The sequence below is a fragment of the Paraburkholderia sp. SECH4 genome, assembly GCF_030511745.1.
Taxonomy (GTDB): domain Bacteria; phylum Pseudomonadota; class Gammaproteobacteria; order Burkholderiales; family Burkholderiaceae; genus Paraburkholderia; species Paraburkholderia madseniana.
Map to the genome: position 1 here is coordinate 318,272 of NZ_JALOCP010000002.1, position 16,567 is coordinate 334,838.

A 16,567-nucleotide genomic window follows, 5' to 3' on the forward strand; every position below is an offset into this window, starting at 1 on the left:
TACATCATTACTTCGGCTGCATCCGGATCGCGCCGTCCAGACGAATCACTTCGCCGTTGAGCATCGGATTGTCGAAGATCTGCTTCGCCAGCATCGCGTACTCAGTCGGTTTGCCGAGACGCGGCGGGAACGGCACCATCGCGCCGAGCGCATCCTGCACTTCCTGCGGCATGCCGAGCAGCATCGGCGTTTCGAAGATGCCCGGGGCAATCGTCATCACACGGATCGCGTTGCGCGACAGGTCGCGTGCGATCGGCAACGTCATGCCGACCACGCCGCTCTTGGACGCAGCATAAGCGGCCTGGCCGATCTGGCCGTCAAACGCAGCCACCGAAGCCGTGTTGATGATCACGCCACGTTCGCCATTCGCATTCGGTTCGTTCTTCGACATGGCCGCGGCGGCGAGCCGGATCATGTTAAAGGTGCCGATTAGATTGATGGAGATGGTGCGGGCAAACGACTCGAGCGGATGCGGGCCGTCTTTGCCGACCGTCTTGATGGCGGGTGCAACGCCCGCGCAATTGACGAGGCCGCGCAGCGTGCCGAGCTTCGTGGCGGCTTCGACCGCTTGGGTGGCGTCGTCTTCGCGGCTCACGTCGCATTTGACGAACACGCCGCCGAGTTCCTTCGCGAGCGCCTCACCGGCATCCTGATTCAGATCGGCCAGCACCACCTTGCCGCCGTTCTCGACGAAAAGGCGCGCCGTGGCCGCGCCCAGTCCCGATGCACCGCCGGTGATCAGGAATACGTTGTCACGAATCTCCATGTCTTCTCCTTTGCTTCAGTTCAGTAATGTCTCGATCGAATATCTTTTCGATGATCGATTGTAACGGCTATGCTGCAATGCGGAAAGCGAAGCGGCGGGGGTGCCGGCCGGGTGGGGCCTCTGTCGAAGACCCATAGTGCCGATGAACTGCTACGGATGGCTAATTAATGCGGGGCGCGGCGGACGATGGAGATCGGGGTAAGAACGCACGTCGCGCCGCGTGCAATAAAAAAACCCGCCGGAATGGGCGGGTTTTTCGACCGACAACCGCAGATGTGCGATTACTTCAACGCATCGAACGCGCGGTTGCGAATTTCGTCGACCGAGCCGAGGCCCGAAATGCGGCGATATTGCGGTGCCGTCAGCGAGGTCGCCGGGTCGCCGTTTTGCGCCCAGTTGTTGTAGTACTCGATCAGCGGCTTGGTTTGAGCAACATACACGTCGAGGCGCTTCTTGACCGTTTCTTCCTTGTCGTCGTCGCGCTGGATCAGCGGTTCGCCCGTCACGTCGTCCACCCCTTCAACCTTCGGCGGGTTGAACTTGACGTGGTACGTACGGCCCGACGCGGCGTGCGAGCGGCGGCCGCTCATACGCACGATGATCTCTTCGAACGGCACGTCGATTTCCAGCACGTAGTCGATCGCGACGCCTGCCTGCTTCATGGCTTCAGCTTGCGGAATGGTGCGCGGAAAACCGTCGAACAGATAACCGTTCGCGCAATCCGGCTGCTGCAGGCGTTCCTTCACCAGATTGATGATCAACTCGTCCGTGACCAGTTCGCCGGCATCCATGAAACGCTTGGCCTCAAGACCGAGCGGCGTGCCTGCCTTGACGGCGGCGCGCAGCATGTCACCGGTGGAAATTTGCGGAATGCCGAATTTTTCCTTGATGAAGTTTGCCTGAGTGCCCTTGCCCGCGCCGGGCGCACCCAAAAGGATCAAACGCATGTGATATCTCCAGATCTATGTGAATTCTTTGGTGACGCTGCAGCCATCCCGCGATTCGTCGAGGGACCCGCATCGGCTGCCGTTTTGCGTCTCGCGCTGCACGTCGAACACGACGGCGCTGCAAGACCGCAACGGTGCGACCGGGGCAAACCCTGACTCTCGCGTTTAACGGGAGGCGCGCACAACCGTCCGATTATGCCATGGGTTTTTCCGCTCAAGCCCCGAATAAAGCCTGTACGCGCGCGAGATCGGCGGGCGTGTCGACGCCGGGCAGCGGCGCATTCTGCGTGACGAGCACCGCGATTCGCTCACCATGCCACATCGCGCGCAGTTGTTCGAGCGCTTCGACCTGCTCGATCGGCGAGATCGCGAGACCCGGATACGAGCGCAGGAATCCGGCGCGATACGCGTACAGGCCGATATGCCGGTGGACGACCGCGGGCGCCGGCGGCGTGGGCATCGCTGCCACGTCGGGCCAATGTGGCTGATACGCGTCGCGTGCCCACGGAATCGGCGCGCGCGAGAAATACAGCGCGACGCCGCGCGCGTCGAGCACGACCTTGACGACGTTCGGATTGAAAATTTCCGCTGGGTCGGTGATCGGATGTGCAGCGGTGGCGATCGCGCAACCATGGCTCGAAGCCAGGTGCGACGCCACGCCGCACACGAGCGCCGAGTCGATTAGCGGCTCGTCGCCCTGAACGTTTACCACGATCGTCTCGTCGCTCCAACCGAACTGCGCCGCTACTTCCGCGAGACGGTCGGTACCCGACGGATGATCGGCGCGCGTCAGCACGGCTTCGAAACCGTGCTCGCGGGCCACATCCAGCACCGCTTGCGCGTCGGAGGCGATCAGCACCTGCTGCGCGCCGGATTCGCGCGCGCGTTCGGCGACCCGCACCACCATCGGCTTGCCGCCGATGTCGGCGAGCGGCTTGTTGGGCAGACGCGTCGAGGCGAGCCGGGCCGGCACGACGGCGATGAACGGGGGAGTGGTGGCGTTAGCGTTGGTCATCGGAAGGACGAGCGGCGATGAAACCGGAAGAATGCGCTCGCAAGTGCAGTGCGGGCGCTGATGGGAAAGACGGCAAACAAGACGGCAAATGCGGCAATTGCGGATCAGACACGCACGGCGAGCTGGATGGTCTCGCGCCGCACCCGCCCCGCGTCGGGCAAAAGCTGACTCAGGCCACAGAGCCCGGATTCAGATCGACCGGCGTGCCTTCCACGGTCTGCCGTGCTTCGTCGACCAGCATCACGGGAATGCCGTCGCGGATCGGATAGGCAAGTTTGTCCGCGTTGCAGATCAGTTCCTGCGCGGAACGGTCGTAGCTGAGCGGGCCCTTGCAGATCGGGCAGACGAGAATTTCAAGCAGGCGAGCGTCCACGGACTTTCTCCACAACTAATGCAATGAGGCGATGATCGAGCGCGGCTTCGACAGGGACAACCCAGATGCGCGCGTCGTGCCAGGACCCTAATTTTACCGCATCCTTTTCAGTTATCAGGATGGCGTCCGCGTCGACGTCCGCAAAAGGATTGCGTTCGAACGCGTAGTGATCCGGCAAGGCGCGGGTGGCGGGCGAGAGGCCAGCCGCGCGCAGCGTCGCGAAAAAACGCTCCGGCGCTCCGATGCCGGCCGCGGCCAGCACGCGCTCGCCGCTGAATTGCGCGAGTGGGCGGCGCAGACCGGGGTTGTCGAGATGCCAGGCGTCGGCGGGCGCGAGTTGCAGCGCGAACGTATTCGGCCATGCGGGCAGCGTGCGGGCGTACGGGTCGTTGATCAGCGTCGCATCGCGGCGGCGCGACAGCGGCTCGCGCAACGGACCGGCCGGCAGCAGAAAACCATTGCCGCCGAGCCGGTGATCGAAGACCACCAGTTCGGCGTCGCGCTCGAGACGGTAGTGCTGCAAGCCGTCGTCGCTGACGACCACGTCGACTTCGCGATGCGCGGTGCACAGCGCCTGCGCGGCCGCGACGCGATCCGGGCAGACCCACACCGGCGCGCCGGTGCGGCGCGCGATCAGCAGCGGCTCGTCACCGCCGACACTTGCCGCCGACGTCGCGAGAACCCGCGTCGGTCCTTTGACGCGCGCGCCATAGCCACGCGACACCACGCCCGGCTTAAAGCCGGCGGCGCGCAAGGCTTCGACCAGGGCGATGACGGTCGGCGTCTTGCCGGTGCCACCGACGGTCACGTTTCCGACCACCACCACCGGCACGCCAATGCGCACGGATTTCAGCCAGCCGAACGAGAAAGCGGCGCGGCGCGCGGAGGCAATCGCGCCAAACACACATGCGAAGGGCGTCAGCGCCCACGCAAGCGGTCCACGCTGCTGCCACTCGCGCGCGAGGCGTGCTTCGAGACGGTCGCTCAGTCCGCTCATCGGCAAGCCGCAGGGACGGGCGAAAGGGGCCGGGACGGCGGCATGGAAGCGCCAGGCGCAATACGCGGTGCAAGCATCAACGCGGTTCTCCGGACAGTCGAAAAGTGAAGCGAAAAGGTCAGGCAGCGGCTGCATCCGCTGCACTCGCGCAGTGTGCCCGCAGTGTGCAGTCAATGGGCCATCATGGCGAGCGTGGCGGACGTTCAACATACCGCCGAACCCGCCACTCTAGCGCGCGCAAGTCCCGCCCGGCAAGTCGCGCGCCTTGCGCCGCACGGCAAGTCACGGCTCCGAACGATGCTCGCAGCCTGTGGATAACTTTGTGGAGAACCTGCCCATCAACGGTCTGAGAGGGCCGCGCCGAGCGCTCCGTATCGGCAATCGTTCTCTTTAACGAGATGCAAAATCCATATAAATCAAAGACATGCTTCCAATTCACGCGACCTGGCGGGCAATCTGGCGGCATTCGTCTAACGGCTCCCGACATGTGGACACTTTTAACAATTCGTCTGCTGTGCTGGACGCCGATGGCCACTCGGTCTATCGTCTGTCCGGCCAGTCACCGATATTCCTCGCATGAATCCCGAAAGCCCTTTTTCCTCGTCGGCTACGCCCGGCGGTGAAGTTGTCGTCCCCGTTTCCGCGCTCAACCGTGCGATTGGCACGATGCTCGAACGCTCGTTTCCGCTCGTCTGGGTGTCCGGGGAAGTGTCGAACTTCACGCGTGCCGCGAGCGGCCATTGGTATTTCTCGATCAAGGACGCGCAGGCACAGATGCGCTGCGTGATGTTCCGCGGTCGCGCGCAATACGCCGAGTTCACGCCGCGCGAAGGCGATCGCATCGAAGTGCGCGCGCTGGTGACGATGTACGAGCCGCGCGGCGAGCTGCAACTGAATGTGGAAGCGGTGCGCCGGACGGGGCAGGGGCGTCTTTATGAAGCCTTTCTCAGGCTGAAGGCGCAACTCGAAGCCGAGGGCCTCTTTGCCGCCGAACGCAAACGCGCTTTGCCGGCCCATCCGCGTGCGATCGGTATCGTGACGTCGTTACAGGCCGCCGCATTGCGCGACGTCCTGACCACCCTGTCTCGCCGCGCCCCGCATATTCCGGTGATCGTCTACCCGGCACCGGTGCAGGGCGTGGGCGCCAGTGCCAAAGTAGCGGCCATGGTCGATGCTGCCAGCGCGCGGCGCGAAGTCGACGTGCTGATCGTGTGCCGCGGCGGCGGCTCGATTGAAGACCTGTGGGCGTTCAACGAAGAAGTGCTGGCGCGCGCGATTGCCGAAAGCGCGATACCGGTGGTGAGCGGCGTGGGTCACGAAACCGATTTCACGATCGCCGACTTCGCCGCCGACGTGCGCGCACCGACGCCCACCGGTGCCGCCGAACTCGTCAGCCCGCAGCGCGTGCTGTTGCTGCGCGAACTCGATCATCGGCATGCGACGCTCGCTCGTGGCTTCGGCCGCATGATGGAGCGGCGCGCCCAACAACTCGACTGGCTCGCACGCCGGCTCGTGTCGCCGGCTGAGCGGCTCGCGCGGCAGCGCACGCATTTGCAGCAATTGAGCGTGCGGCTGGCATCGGCGGGCGCGCGTCCCGTGCGTGACGCCCGAGCGCGGTTTTCTCTGTTGCAGATGCGCTGGCAGCGCTGGCGCCCGGATCTCGCCGCGCATCAGGCAAAGCTCGGCATGCTCTCGCAGCGTCTGGACGCGGCATTGTTACGCCAGCATGAACGTCAGTCCGCGCGCATCGACACGTTGGCTGCCCGGCTCGAAGTACTAAGTCCGCAGCGCACCCTGGAGCGTGGCTATGCTGCCGTGCTCGATGCACAGAGCGGCCGCGCGGTGCGCTCGCCGTCGTCGCTGAAGCCGGGGCGGCGCCTCACGGTGCATCTCGCCGAAGGCGCGGCGGACATTGCCCTCGCCGACGTGCAACCGCGCTTGACCGACGGTTTCTGACACTTCGCCGACGGCACGCAAAAGCGCATTTTTGACCGTCGCGAGAGTCGGGCACAGCCCGTGCGAATGCACTAATTACGCTATGTGTGCGGCGTGTTCGCCGATGCCGGGCATAAAGTCCGTTGGTTTGCGGGGTTATTCCAACTCGCCTACAATCGAGTGCTCTAAAGCGTTATCCGCAGACTCCCCCACAACAGATACAGACTCAAGGAAAGCACCATGGAACATACGCTCCCGCCGCTGCCGTTTGCAAAAAATGCACTCGTTCCGAACATGTCGGAAGAGACGCTTGAGTACCACTACGGCAAGCACCACCAGACCTATGTGACCAACCTGAACAATCTGATCAAGGGCACGGAGTTCGAGAACCTGTCGCTCGAAGAGATCGTCAAGAAGGCATCGGGCGGCATCTTTAACAACGCTGCTCAGGTGTGGAATCACACGTTCTTCTGGAACAGCCTGTCGCCGCAAGGTGGCGGTGCACCGACCGGCGCACTGGCTGACGCGATCAACGCCAAGTGGGGTTCGTTCGAGAAGTTCAAGGAAGAATTCGCCAAGACCGCAGTCGGCACGTTCGGCTCGGGCTGGGCATGGCTGGTGAAGAAGGCTGACGGTTCGCTCGACCTGGTGTCGACGAGCAACGCGGCTACGCCGCTGACCACGGACGCGAAGGCACTGCTGACGATCGACGTGTGGGAACACGCGTACTACATCGACTACCGCAATGCGCGTCCGAAGTTCGTTGAAGCGTACTGGAACATCGTCAACTGGGCATTCGCGTCGAAGAACTTCGCGTGAGTTTGCCGGTTGCAGCGTGACAAGATAGTTCGGATATCCAACGAAACTGGAGATCTAAGCGGATCGCTGCAATGAAGTCTGGAGACGGTAGTAAAACAGAAAGCCCTCCTTCGTGAGGGCTTTCTGCTTTTTAGTCGCCAATTTTGGCGACGCCATGCGCCTTCAACAGAAGGCCAGCTCGTGCACGGCGGTCGACAGATGAAGTTTGCACGTTTCTACGCCGTCGCATTTGCGCGTCAAATTTTTCGTCATTCATATCCATTTTTACTTAAGGGTTACTGCATATTCCTTGCTGCCGGCAAGCTTCGTCAGCGTTGCGCATCAGACCTTGCGCGCGTTCAATCAAGGCTGTGTCGATGCGGCCCCGGTCGTATCGGAATCCGTCGACATCTGCCGATGCCGATGCCGATGCCGATGCCGATGACCGCGCCCTCCGCCGGTGGGCGAGACCGTGCCGCGCGGACGCGGGCGAGAATGTAAGCGAAAAAAAATCTGTAACGATCTCGTAACCAAGGACGATACAGATTGGCATAACGTTTGAATTCCAATGTCTTTGAAGCGCACGAACATGATCTCCAGCACCAAGTCGATAAGCCTCGCCCTACCGGCCGCCGTCGTTGCGCTCGCGCTCGGCGGTTGCGCGGTCTTGCCGCCGAGCGGCCCAAGCGTGGTCGCGCTGCCGCGTAGCGGCGAGCCGCTCGGGCAGTTCCAGCAGGACGACTATGCATGCCGCGACTACGCGAACCGCTCGACGGACCCGAACGCGGCTGCCCAGGCGGCGACCACGAACAGCGTGAACAGCGCCGCGCTGGGCACGCTTGGCGGCGCGGCGGTCGGCGCACTGATCGGTGCGGCGGCGGGCAATGCGGGCGCCGGCGCGGCGATCGGCGCGGGCAGCGGGTTGCTGATCGGCGGCGCGAACGGCGCGAATGGCGCGCAGTATTCCGCGGCGGGCCTGCAAGCGCGCTACGACGCGGCCTACGCGCAGTGCATGACCTCGAAAGGCAACACCATCTCGCAGCCGCCGCAACCGGCCTACTATGCGCCGCAGCCGGTCTATTACGCACCTCAGCCGTACTACTATGCGCCGCCGCCGAGGTATGTCGCGCCGCCTCCGGTGATGTACGCGCCTTACCCGTATTACTGAGGTCGATCGGAAACCTCGCTGCGCAGAAACTAACCGTTTGCGCCAGGGAGCAGGCAAGCTTGTTGCTGTAGAGCTTTTGTCATGTCTGGCGGAAAGACACGAAACGATGGCGGCAAGCCGCCCGGCAAAGGGCGTACGTTTGAATGGAGGGTCAGGGACGCCACCTGTCTGGCGGTTCCGCACAGCCCGCAAACTCCACTCCATCCCTGCCGGCATCCGCCGTTTCTGACTCCGCCGTTTGACGCAGCCCGACGCACGGAGTGAGCCGGACATCGTGCCAACGAGGCGACCATGCAGCGACCGCAAACCGGCACGTTCAATCCGAGTATGTGGTCCCGTGTGTGCGAGTGGCTGGCGATTGCATTCGTCGCTGGCTGCTTCCTTTCTTGCGGCGGCGGATCGGGTGGCTCATCGGGTACGGGCTCGGCAGCCGGCAGCGGCACCACCGGTGGCGGCTCGACGACCGGCAGTGGTGGCACCGGCTCAACCAGTTCGGGTGGCACGTCGATGGGAACGGCGACCTTCGCCACCGACGTGCTGATGCATCACAACGATCTCGCCCGCACGGGCCAGATGCTCGCCGAGACGACGCTGACGCTCGCGAACGTGAATTCAGCGAGCTTCGGCAAAGTGGCGTTTCTCGCCGCGGACGGCAAGGTCGATGCGCAGCCGCTGTTCGTCACGAGTCTGTCGATTGGCGGCACCGCTCACGACGTGGTCTACGTCGCCACCGAACACGATAGCGTGTACGCGTATGACGCCACCACCTTCGCGCAATTGTGGAAGGTCTCCTTGGTCGGCAGCGGCGAGACATCCAGCGACGACCGCGGTTGCCAGGACATCACGCCGGAAATCGGCATTACGTCGACGCCGGTGATCGATCGCAATCGCGGCGCGAATGGTGTGCTGTATGCCGTGGCGATGACCAAAGACGGCAGCGGTGCGTACCATCATCGGCTGCATGCGCTTGATCTGACCACTGGGGCAGAGGTGCTTGGCGGGCCGACGGAGATTGCGGCGAGCTTCCCCGGCAGCGGCGCGGGGAGCGTCAACGGCACCATCACCTTCAATCCGTCGCTGCACGCGGTGCGCGCGGCGCTCACGCTGGTCGGCGGCAACGTCTATATGGGCTGGACCGCGCACTGCATGTCGGGTGCTTACACCGGCTGGTTGATGGCCTATAGCGCCGACACGTTGCAGCAGACCAGCGTGTTCGACGTCGCACCGAACGGCAGCCAGGGATCGATCTGGATGGCCGGCTCAGGCATGGCGTCGGACGGCACCTCGATTTACGTCGTCGACGGCAACGGCACGTTCGGCACCACGCTGAATGGGCAGGGCTTTCCCGTCGACGGCGACTTCGGCAACTCGCTGATGAAGCTGTCCTTAGGAAACCTGCAGGTCACCGATTACTTCGCCATGGATAACGTCGTGGCCGAGGCAAATGCCGACAACGATTTCGGTTCGGGCGGCGTGATGCTGTTGCCGGATCAGACGACCGCGGGCGGCGTCGTCAAACACCTGGCGGTGGCGGCGGGCAAGGACAATCTGATCTATGTGGTCGATCGCGACTCGATGGGTAAGTTCAGTCCCACGGCGAACAATAACTGGCAGGTGTTGACCGGCACGCTCGCGGGCGGCATCTGGGGGTCGCCGGCTTATTACAACGGTGTGGTCTATTACGGCGGCTGGAACGATAACCTGAAGGCGCTGCCGATCTCCGGTGCGTTTCTCGCGACCACCGCATCGTCAAAGAGTCCAACCACGTTTGCCTATCCCGGCGCGACGCCGGCCGTGTCGGCCAATGGCTCGAGCAACGGCATCGTCTGGGTGGCGGAAAACGGCACGACGGGTGCCTTGCATGCGTACGACGCAGGCAACCTTGCGCATGAGTTGTACAACAGCAATCAGGCGGGCGCGCGCGATCAATGGGGCGCGGGCAACAAGTTCATCACGCCGATGATCGCGCGCGGCAAAGTGTTTGTGGGCGCGACGAATGGGGTGGCGGTGTTTGGTTTGCTGTAGGTGTTACGAACGGGAAATGGAAAAGCCCCTGTTCATTGCGAGCAGGGGCTTTTTGTTTGGAGCGGAGTTTGCGCGGCGGCACTCACATTGCTATGGGCGTACCGGAAGAAATCCGTGCACGTGACGCAAAGTGAGACGCTTATTCCACCTCGCTCGTTGCCGCTGTCTTACGCGGACGGCGACTGCGTGGGGCGGTTTTGCGCGCTGCCTTCTTGGCGGCCACGGGCGCTTTTTCTTCGGCGACCGACGCCACCGGTGCTTCAGCAGGCGCCGCGATTTCCGGTACCTCGTCGATCCTTCGCGGTGTTGCCTTCTTCGTTTTCTTCGCGGCTGTCTTGCGCGGTGCGCGTTCCTTGCGGCGCTCAGGTTGGGTGCCGCTCGTTTCCTGTGCCTCTTCTTCGGCTACCGCGACCGGTTCAGCCGCAAAGGCCTCCGGTTCTATCCAGGCGGCTTCCGGCTGTTCGAAAACGGCTTCACTGGCCAATGGCGCGTGCGTGTGCCCCGTGTCAGTTTGAGCCTGTGCATGGCGGCTGTGCTCAACCGCCGCACGATCTTCCTGCACTGCTTCCTGCTGGCCGCGACCGGGTTTGCGATTGCCGCGGCCTCGGCGGCGCGACTCGTGCTTGCCGCCCGACTCGGCGACAACGGTTTCGGCAACCTGTGCTTCAACAATCTGTTCTGCCGACTCACCCGCTTCGGCCGGCTCGTTCACGTTTTCGGCACCCGCATTTCCAGCCGCGCCCCGATAAACGTACGCGCCCGACTTCTCATCGCGGCCGAATTCGAGCAGCCCGCGCGCATGCGCTTCTTCCAGCAGATTGCCGAATGCGCGAAAGCCGTAGTACGTCTCGTTGAAATCCGGCTTGCGGCGCTTGATCGCGTTCTTCAGTACCGATGCCCAGATCTTCCCGCTGTCGCCACGTTCGGACGCGAGCGCGTCGAACGTCTGCACGGCGATCTCGACCGCTTTGGTGCGGCGTTTTTCGAGGTCTTCCTTGCTGCGTGATTTTTCTTCGTCGGGCGTACGTTTGGCGGTCTGCTGCGCGGTCTGTTGCGGGCGCGACGACTCGCGCTTGGCAACCGTGCGCTGACTCTCGCGCACGAGGTCGTCGTAAAAGAAGAACTCGTCGCAGTTCGCGATCAGCAGATCGGAGGTGGATTGCTGCACGCCGACTCCGATCACCTGCTTGTTGTTCTCGCGCAGCTTCGACACCAGCGGTGAAAAGTCCGAGTCGCCACTGATGATGACGAAGGTATTGACGTGCGATTTCGTGTAGCAGAGGTCGAGCGCGTCGACCACGAGCCGGATGTCGGCGGAATTCTTGCCCGATTGGCGCACGTGCGGAATCTCGATCAACTCGAAATTGGCCTCGTGCATCGCGCCTTTGAAACTCTTGTAGCGGTCCCAGTCGCAATACGCTTTCTTCACGACAATGCTGCCCTTGAGCAGCAGACGTTCGAGCACCAGCTTGATGTCGAACTTGTCGTACTTCGCGTCGCGCACGCCGAGCGCAACGTTTTCGAAGTCGCAGAATAGCGCCATGCTGACGGTTTCGTTGGATGACGCCATGAATATCTCCATTGAAGCGATCGTCGAATTCGACGAATCGCGACCATGATAGCGATTCCAGCGGAGGTGATCAGCTTTTGTGTTTCCGGCGCACCGATAGGGCTGGCAAAAAGCCGCCCGGGGGCGAGGACGTTTCTGGCGGTGCGGCCTTGCCGCGCTACATGTCACGGTGACGAGCCGGATCTCCTGGATTGCTTAGCGCCGCTCGTGTTTCGAGCACCTCGTCGACGAGACCGTACGCCTTCGCGCCTTGGGCAGACATGAAGTTGTCGCGGTCGGTGTCGCGGACGATCTCTTCGATACTGCGCCCGGTGCGCTCGGCCATCATCGCGTTGAGACGTTCGCGTTGGTAGAGCACCTCTTTCGCCTGGATTTCGACGTCGGCAGCGGTGCCCTGGCTGCCGCCCGACGGCTGGTGAATCATGATGCGCGCGTTCGGCAGCGCGTACCGTTTGCCGCGCTGGCCGGCGGTCAGCAAAAACGTGCCCATGCTGGCGGCAAAGCCGGTGCACAAGGTCGACACCTCCGGCTTGATGAACTGCATCGTGTCGTAGATGGCGAGGCCGTCATACACCGAGCCGCCCGGCGAATTGATGTAAAAAGAAATATCCTTGTCGGGATTCTCTGATTCCAGAAACAGCAATTGAGCGACGATCAGACTGGCCGACTGTTCGTTCACCGGACCGACCAGAAAAACGATGCGCTCGCGCAGCAGGCGCGAATAGATGTCGTAGGCGCGCTCGCCGCGGCCGGACTGTTCGATCACGGTGGGCACGAGGCCGAGGCCGGTGACGGACGGATAGCTGGAATGCATGTTTGCCTCGTTTCAGGTGGCGCGTTGCCGGTAGCCGGGAGCGGTGGCCGATTCGAACAACCGCGCACCCTTTGCGCGGGTTGTTGTCCTTATGACGAGAAGAAGGGCAGCGGCGTGACAGGAATATTTTTTCGTTGGGCTGTCACATCGGCGGGAGCCCGAGCGTCAAGGTAAAAAGGATGCAGATCTGGAGGTCAACGCATGACGGAACAAGGAATCGACAAGGCATCCAGCTTTGAGGCCGTGCGTGCCCGCCTGCTCGCGCTGGCGTACCGCATGCTCGGCAGCCGCGCCGAAGCGGAAGACGTGGTGCAGGACGTCTGGCTCAAGTGGCATCTCGCCGATACGCAAGAGGTGCAGACACCGGCCGCCTGGCTCACCACGATCACCACGCGCGCGGCTATCGACCGGCTGCGTCACGTGCAGCGCGAACGCGCATCACAGGCCGCCGGCTGGCTGCCGGAGCCCTGGCTCGACGAGGTGGCGCCATCCGCGGAGGAACTGGCTTTGCGCGCGGCGGAGATGTCGTATGGCGTGATGCTTCTGCTCGAGCGTCTGAAGCCGGATGAGCGGGCGGCATTCGTGCTGCACGAAGCTTTCGATTGCGACTACGCGGAGATTGCGAAGATTCTCGACCGAACGCCGGCCAGTTGCCGGCAGATCGTCCATCGGGCCAAGGGGCGTTTGCAGCGTGCGGGCGCGCCGCTGGAGCGGCCGGATCCCGCCGCGCATGCGCGGATCGTGGAACGCTTGCGCACGGCGCTGGAGGCGCAGGATCGGGCGGGCTTGTTACGGCTCTTTAGCGATGCGCCGGAAGTCGTCAGCGACGCGCCGGTGTGCACGCAGGAACTGGCGCCAGTGGCCTGGATGGAGACGGTGACAGCGCTCGCGCATCAGGCGAGCCATGCCGAGGTGGTGTCGGTCGAAGGCGCAATGTGTATTGCGTTGCTGTTCGAAGGCGAGGTTGTCGCGGTAATCGACGTGTCCACGCAAAGTCTGGCGGGCGGAACGACCAAGATCGTCGCGTTGCGCGCCGTCACCAGCGCGGCGCGTTTGCAGGCAGCCAACCGCTTGCTGGGCCGCGCGGCCGTCATGAAGCTGCTCGCGCGGATCCAGCGGCACGCCCTTACCTCAATTACGATGCGCGGCGACTTCCCAATTAATGTCGACGCATAGCACCTGGGTGCCGTGCGGCGTATGCGCGGCGATCGAGGCCGTCACGCACAGGTGCGCTTCGTTGATCGACAGGTAGGGCGGTGTGAGGTGCACCTGCCCGGGCACGCGCATGGCCTGAATGAAGTACGGCCGGCGTTCCCAGCTCGCGCCTTGCGAATGCAGCAACGGCCGGAAGCGCTTGGCGCGTTGCGAAGCGCGCCCCGGCGGTAGCACGTTGTCGCCGATCTGCCGGCCCGAGCCGTCGAGCACGAAACAGCGTGCCGTCTCGCCGAGCGTGAGCAGCGTCGCGGTCGCCTGGGCCACCGATTCCCCGGCCACGAGTTGGGCTGCCGCCGTTTCCAGCGCCGTGACATAGGGTGCGAGCCGTGCGGACTGTGCGCGTTCGCGCGCGGCAACCCGTTCGCGTAGCGCCGCGGAGAGCGAGTCCATCAGGCCGGCCGCCGCTTGCGGTTTCACCGGCTCGACGCTCGGGCCCGCGAAGTACGCGCCCTGCACGAAGTCGACGTTGCATTCGAGTGCGATCAGCGCATCGCGCTCGGTGCTCAGGCCGCCCATCAGCACCAGTTGGCCGGATTCGTGCAGCAGCGAAACGAGGCCCGGCAGCACGCGTTCAATATGCGAGTGTTCGCTCGCTTGCGCGAGAATGCAGCGGTCGAGCGTGACGATGTCCGGACGCAGATTCCACACGCGGTCGATGTTCGAATGCTTGGCGCCAAAGCCGTCCAGCGCGATCAGGAAGCCGGACTTGCGCAAAGCGTCGATGATGTCGGCGAAGCGCGTGGTTTCACCGCCGGCCTGTTCGGATACTTCCAGCACCACTCGTTGCGGCGGCAGGCCCAGCGCCTTGAGGCCGGCGAGCAGTGCGTCGCCGTAACTGGTGTCCATCAGCGCCGCCGGGTGCAGGCTGAGGAAAAGCCATTCGTCGTGGCTGTCGAATGCGTTGAAGTTGCCCAGATGCAGCGATTCGGCGAGCCGCCCGAGTTCCAGCAGGTCGCCGCGCCGCGCCGCCTGCGTGAAAACCTCGTGCGACGGCACCTGCAGCGCATGTTCGTCGTGTGCGCGCAGCGAAGCGTGATAGCCGATCGCACGCCGGTGCGACACCGAAAAAACCGGCTGGAACACGCTGAAAACCGTGTAGCCGCCGTACAGAACGGTGCGCCGGGAGCCTTCGTCGCCGGCCATCGGGCGCGGCGGCTGGAAGCCGGGAGGATCGAGTTCGATCATGCTCATCATGTCAGTCGTGTGGAAGTGGCGGCGCGCTTCTCATGCTCGACACGAGTGGGCACGCGCAAAATGTGAGTTTACAGGATACGCGAGCAAGAACTATGCGCGTGCGGAAACACTCTGTGCGCGCCCGCTTACCGCTGTCAGTACGGCGATTGTGCGCAAGCGCGTGCGCGCAGGCGATGATTCGCACTTCGGTGGTGCGATCCGCGCCCCGTTGCGGGTCGGCGACGGGGCGCGGCGGGTAGGGGCAACGCCACCGCAACCTGGCGCAAAAACTCAGGTCCGCTCCGAAGGATCGGTCTTTTTCGAGGGTGTACGGATGTCCGGCGACAGTTGCGCGAAGATCCACGACGAGCCGGCGGTGATGATGCCGACACACAGGAACGTCGCATGGAACGCGGGCAGGGAGTTGGCGGCCGTCACGCGCGGCAGGAGGCCGGTGAAGGTCGCAAGCAACGCGCCGGCGACCGTCACGCCGAGACTCATCGACAGCATCTGCACCAGCGAGAACAGGCTGTTGCCGCTGCTCGCGCCGCCGGTGCCGAGATCCTTGAGCGTCAGCGTGTTCATCGCGGTGAACTGCATCGAGTTGACCGCGCCGAAGAACGCCAGTTGCACGAGCCGTAGCCATAGCGGCTGGCTGGCTGAAGTGAGCGCGAAGCTCGCCATGGTCAGGCCCACCAGCACCGTGTTGACGATCAGCACGCGCCGGTAGCTGTATTTGACGATCAGCGTCGTGACAAGGCGCTTGGCCGCCATGCCCGCAGCCGCCACCGGCAGCATCATCATGCCGGCTTCGAAGGCGCTATAGCCGAGACTCACCTGCAGGAGCAGAGGGATCAGATACGGCATCGCGCCGCTGCCGATCCGCGCGAACAGATTGCCGAGCAGGCCGACGCTGAAGGTGTGGATCTTGAACAGATCGAGCGGGAAGATCGGCGCGGGTTCGCGTACGGCGTGCAAACCGTAGGCGACGAAGCAGGCGAGGCTGAGGATCAGCAGCACCAGCACGGTGGCGTGCTGGATGCCAAACTCCGTGCGGCCGTCGAGCGCGAATGAAATCGCCACCATGCCGAAAATCAGCAGCAGATAGCCTTTCAGATCGAACTTGCCGGTGTGCTCGTTGCGGCTATCCGGCATGAAGATGAATGTGGCGATGCAACCCACGATCCCCACCGGTACATTGATCAGAAAGATCCAGTGCCACGAAGCGATTTTTACGAGCCAGCCGCCGAGCGTCGGGCCGATCAGCGGTCCGATCAGTCCGGGAATCGCCACGAACGACAAAGCCGGCAAATAGCGTTCCGCCGGAAAGGTACGCAGCACCGCGAGCCGCCCAACCGGCAACAGCATTGCCCCGCCCACGCCTTGCACGATGCGATAGATCACCAGTTGATTCAGGGTATGCGCGTTGGCGCACAGCAGTGAGCCGACCGCGAACACGAGGATCGCGCTGAAGAACACACGCCGCGTGCCAAGCTTGTCGGCGAGCCAGCCGGACACCGGGATCATCACCGCCATCGTCAGCGAGTAGGCGATCACCACCGATTGCATGCGCAACGGCAACTCGCCGAGGCTCGTCGCCATCGCGGGGAGCGCGGTGTTGACGATCGTAGAGTCGAGCGTCTGCATGAAGAAGCCGGTGGCGACGAGCCACAGCATCACAGTGAGCGAGCGGGCCGAGGGGCCCGAAGTGGCGGCGGGGGCGGCGGGGACGGAGGCGGGCAGGATCGGCGGCGTGGACATGGAGGGCAGC

General features: G+C 63.6%; 14 protein-coding genes. 5 read left to right on the top strand and 9 right to left on the bottom strand.

Annotated features, from left to right (window positions below):
- Positions 1 to 7 precede the first annotated feature (7 nt).
- The 5 genes from M0D67_RS04335 to lpxK form a co-directional block, all read right to left on the bottom strand.
- Positions 8 to 766, bottom strand: coding sequence for a 3-hydroxyacyl-CoA dehydrogenase (locus tag M0D67_RS04335; RefSeq protein WP_154558606.1), 759 nt, complete (start codon positions 764 to 766; stop codon positions 8 to 10).
- Between the two features lie 281 nt (positions 767 to 1,047).
- Positions 1,048 to 1,713, bottom strand: coding sequence for an adenylate kinase (adk, locus tag M0D67_RS04340; protein WP_054034304.1), 666 nt, complete (start codon positions 1,711 to 1,713; stop codon positions 1,048 to 1,050).
- A gap of 214 nt (positions 1,714 to 1,927) precedes the next feature.
- On the bottom strand, positions 1,928 to 2,728 hold the full coding sequence (kdsB, locus tag M0D67_RS04345) for a 3-deoxy-manno-octulosonate cytidylyltransferase (RefSeq protein ID WP_266237459.1): 801 nt from the start codon (positions 2,726 to 2,728) through the stop codon (positions 1,928 to 1,930).
- A gap of 169 nt (positions 2,729 to 2,897) precedes the next feature.
- Positions 2,898 to 3,101 (bottom strand): Trm112 family protein, encoded by a 204-nt coding sequence (locus tag M0D67_RS04350; protein WP_006050060.1) that lies wholly within the window; start codon positions 3,099 to 3,101, stop codon positions 2,898 to 2,900.
- Positions 3,082 to 4,098: a tetraacyldisaccharide 4'-kinase gene (gene lpxK / locus M0D67_RS04355; protein ID WP_266237462.1), complete on the bottom strand. Its 1,017-nt coding sequence runs from the start codon at positions 4,096 to 4,098 to the stop codon at positions 3,082 to 3,084. The genes M0D67_RS04350 and lpxK overlap by 20 nt, the downstream gene beginning before the upstream one ends.
- Before the next feature lie 576 nt (positions 4,099 to 4,674).
- Between lpxK and xseA the strand changes: the two genes are divergently transcribed.
- The 4 genes from xseA (at position 4,675) to M0D67_RS04375 (ending at position 10,024) form a co-directional block, all read left to right on the top strand.
- Complete coding sequence (gene xseA / locus M0D67_RS04360; protein ID WP_154558602.1) at positions 4,675 to 6,054, top strand: exodeoxyribonuclease VII large subunit; 1,380 nt, start codon at positions 4,675 to 4,677, stop codon at positions 6,052 to 6,054.
- Between the two features lie 219 nt (positions 6,055 to 6,273).
- Positions 6,274 to 6,852, top strand: a complete 579-nt coding sequence (locus M0D67_RS04365) for a superoxide dismutase (protein WP_054034297.1) — start codon at positions 6,274 to 6,276, stop codon at positions 6,850 to 6,852.
- Between the two features lie 568 nt (positions 6,853 to 7,420).
- A complete protein-coding gene (locus M0D67_RS04370) occupies positions 7,421 to 7,999 on the top strand; it encodes a glycine zipper family protein (protein ID WP_171926098.1) in 579 nt (192 codons plus the stop codon).
- A gap of 327 nt (positions 8,000 to 8,326) precedes the next feature.
- Positions 8,327 to 10,024, top strand: coding sequence for a PQQ-binding-like beta-propeller repeat protein (locus tag M0D67_RS04375; protein WP_171926135.1), 1,698 nt, complete (start codon positions 8,327 to 8,329; stop codon positions 10,022 to 10,024).
- 139 nt (positions 10,025 to 10,163) lie between these two features.
- On the opposite strand, the gene M0D67_RS04380 is transcribed toward M0D67_RS04375, so the two are convergent.
- Positions 10,164 to 11,594, bottom strand: a complete 1,431-nt coding sequence (locus M0D67_RS04380) for an NYN domain-containing protein (RefSeq protein ID WP_266237466.1) — start codon at positions 11,592 to 11,594, stop codon at positions 10,164 to 10,166.
- A gap of 157 nt (positions 11,595 to 11,751) precedes the next feature.
- The gene (gene clpP, locus M0D67_RS04385; RefSeq protein ID WP_154558598.1) at positions 11,752 to 12,408 is read right to left on the bottom strand and encodes an ATP-dependent Clp endopeptidase proteolytic subunit ClpP; all 657 of its coding nucleotides are present in this window, start codon (positions 12,406 to 12,408) and stop codon (positions 11,752 to 11,754) included.
- A 201-nt stretch (positions 12,409 to 12,609) separates the two neighbouring features.
- Here clpP and M0D67_RS04390 point away from each other — a divergent pair, with 201 nt between their 5' ends.
- A complete protein-coding gene (locus M0D67_RS04390) occupies positions 12,610 to 13,584 on the top strand; it encodes a sigma-70 family RNA polymerase sigma factor (protein WP_171926100.1) in 975 nt (324 codons plus the stop codon).
- On the opposite strand, the gene M0D67_RS04395 is transcribed toward M0D67_RS04390, so the two are convergent.
- A complete protein-coding gene (locus tag M0D67_RS04395; RefSeq protein ID WP_154558596.1) occupies positions 13,540 to 14,814 on the bottom strand; it encodes an EAL domain-containing protein in 1,275 nt (424 codons plus the stop codon). The genes M0D67_RS04390 and M0D67_RS04395 overlap by 45 nt on opposite strands.
- Before the next feature lie 273 nt (positions 14,815 to 15,087).
- Entirely contained in the window at positions 15,088 to 16,473 is a 1,386-nt protein-coding gene (mdtD, locus tag M0D67_RS04400; protein ID WP_171926136.1) for a multidrug transporter subunit MdtD, read from the bottom strand.
- Between the last annotated feature and the right edge of the window lie 94 nt (positions 16,474 to 16,567).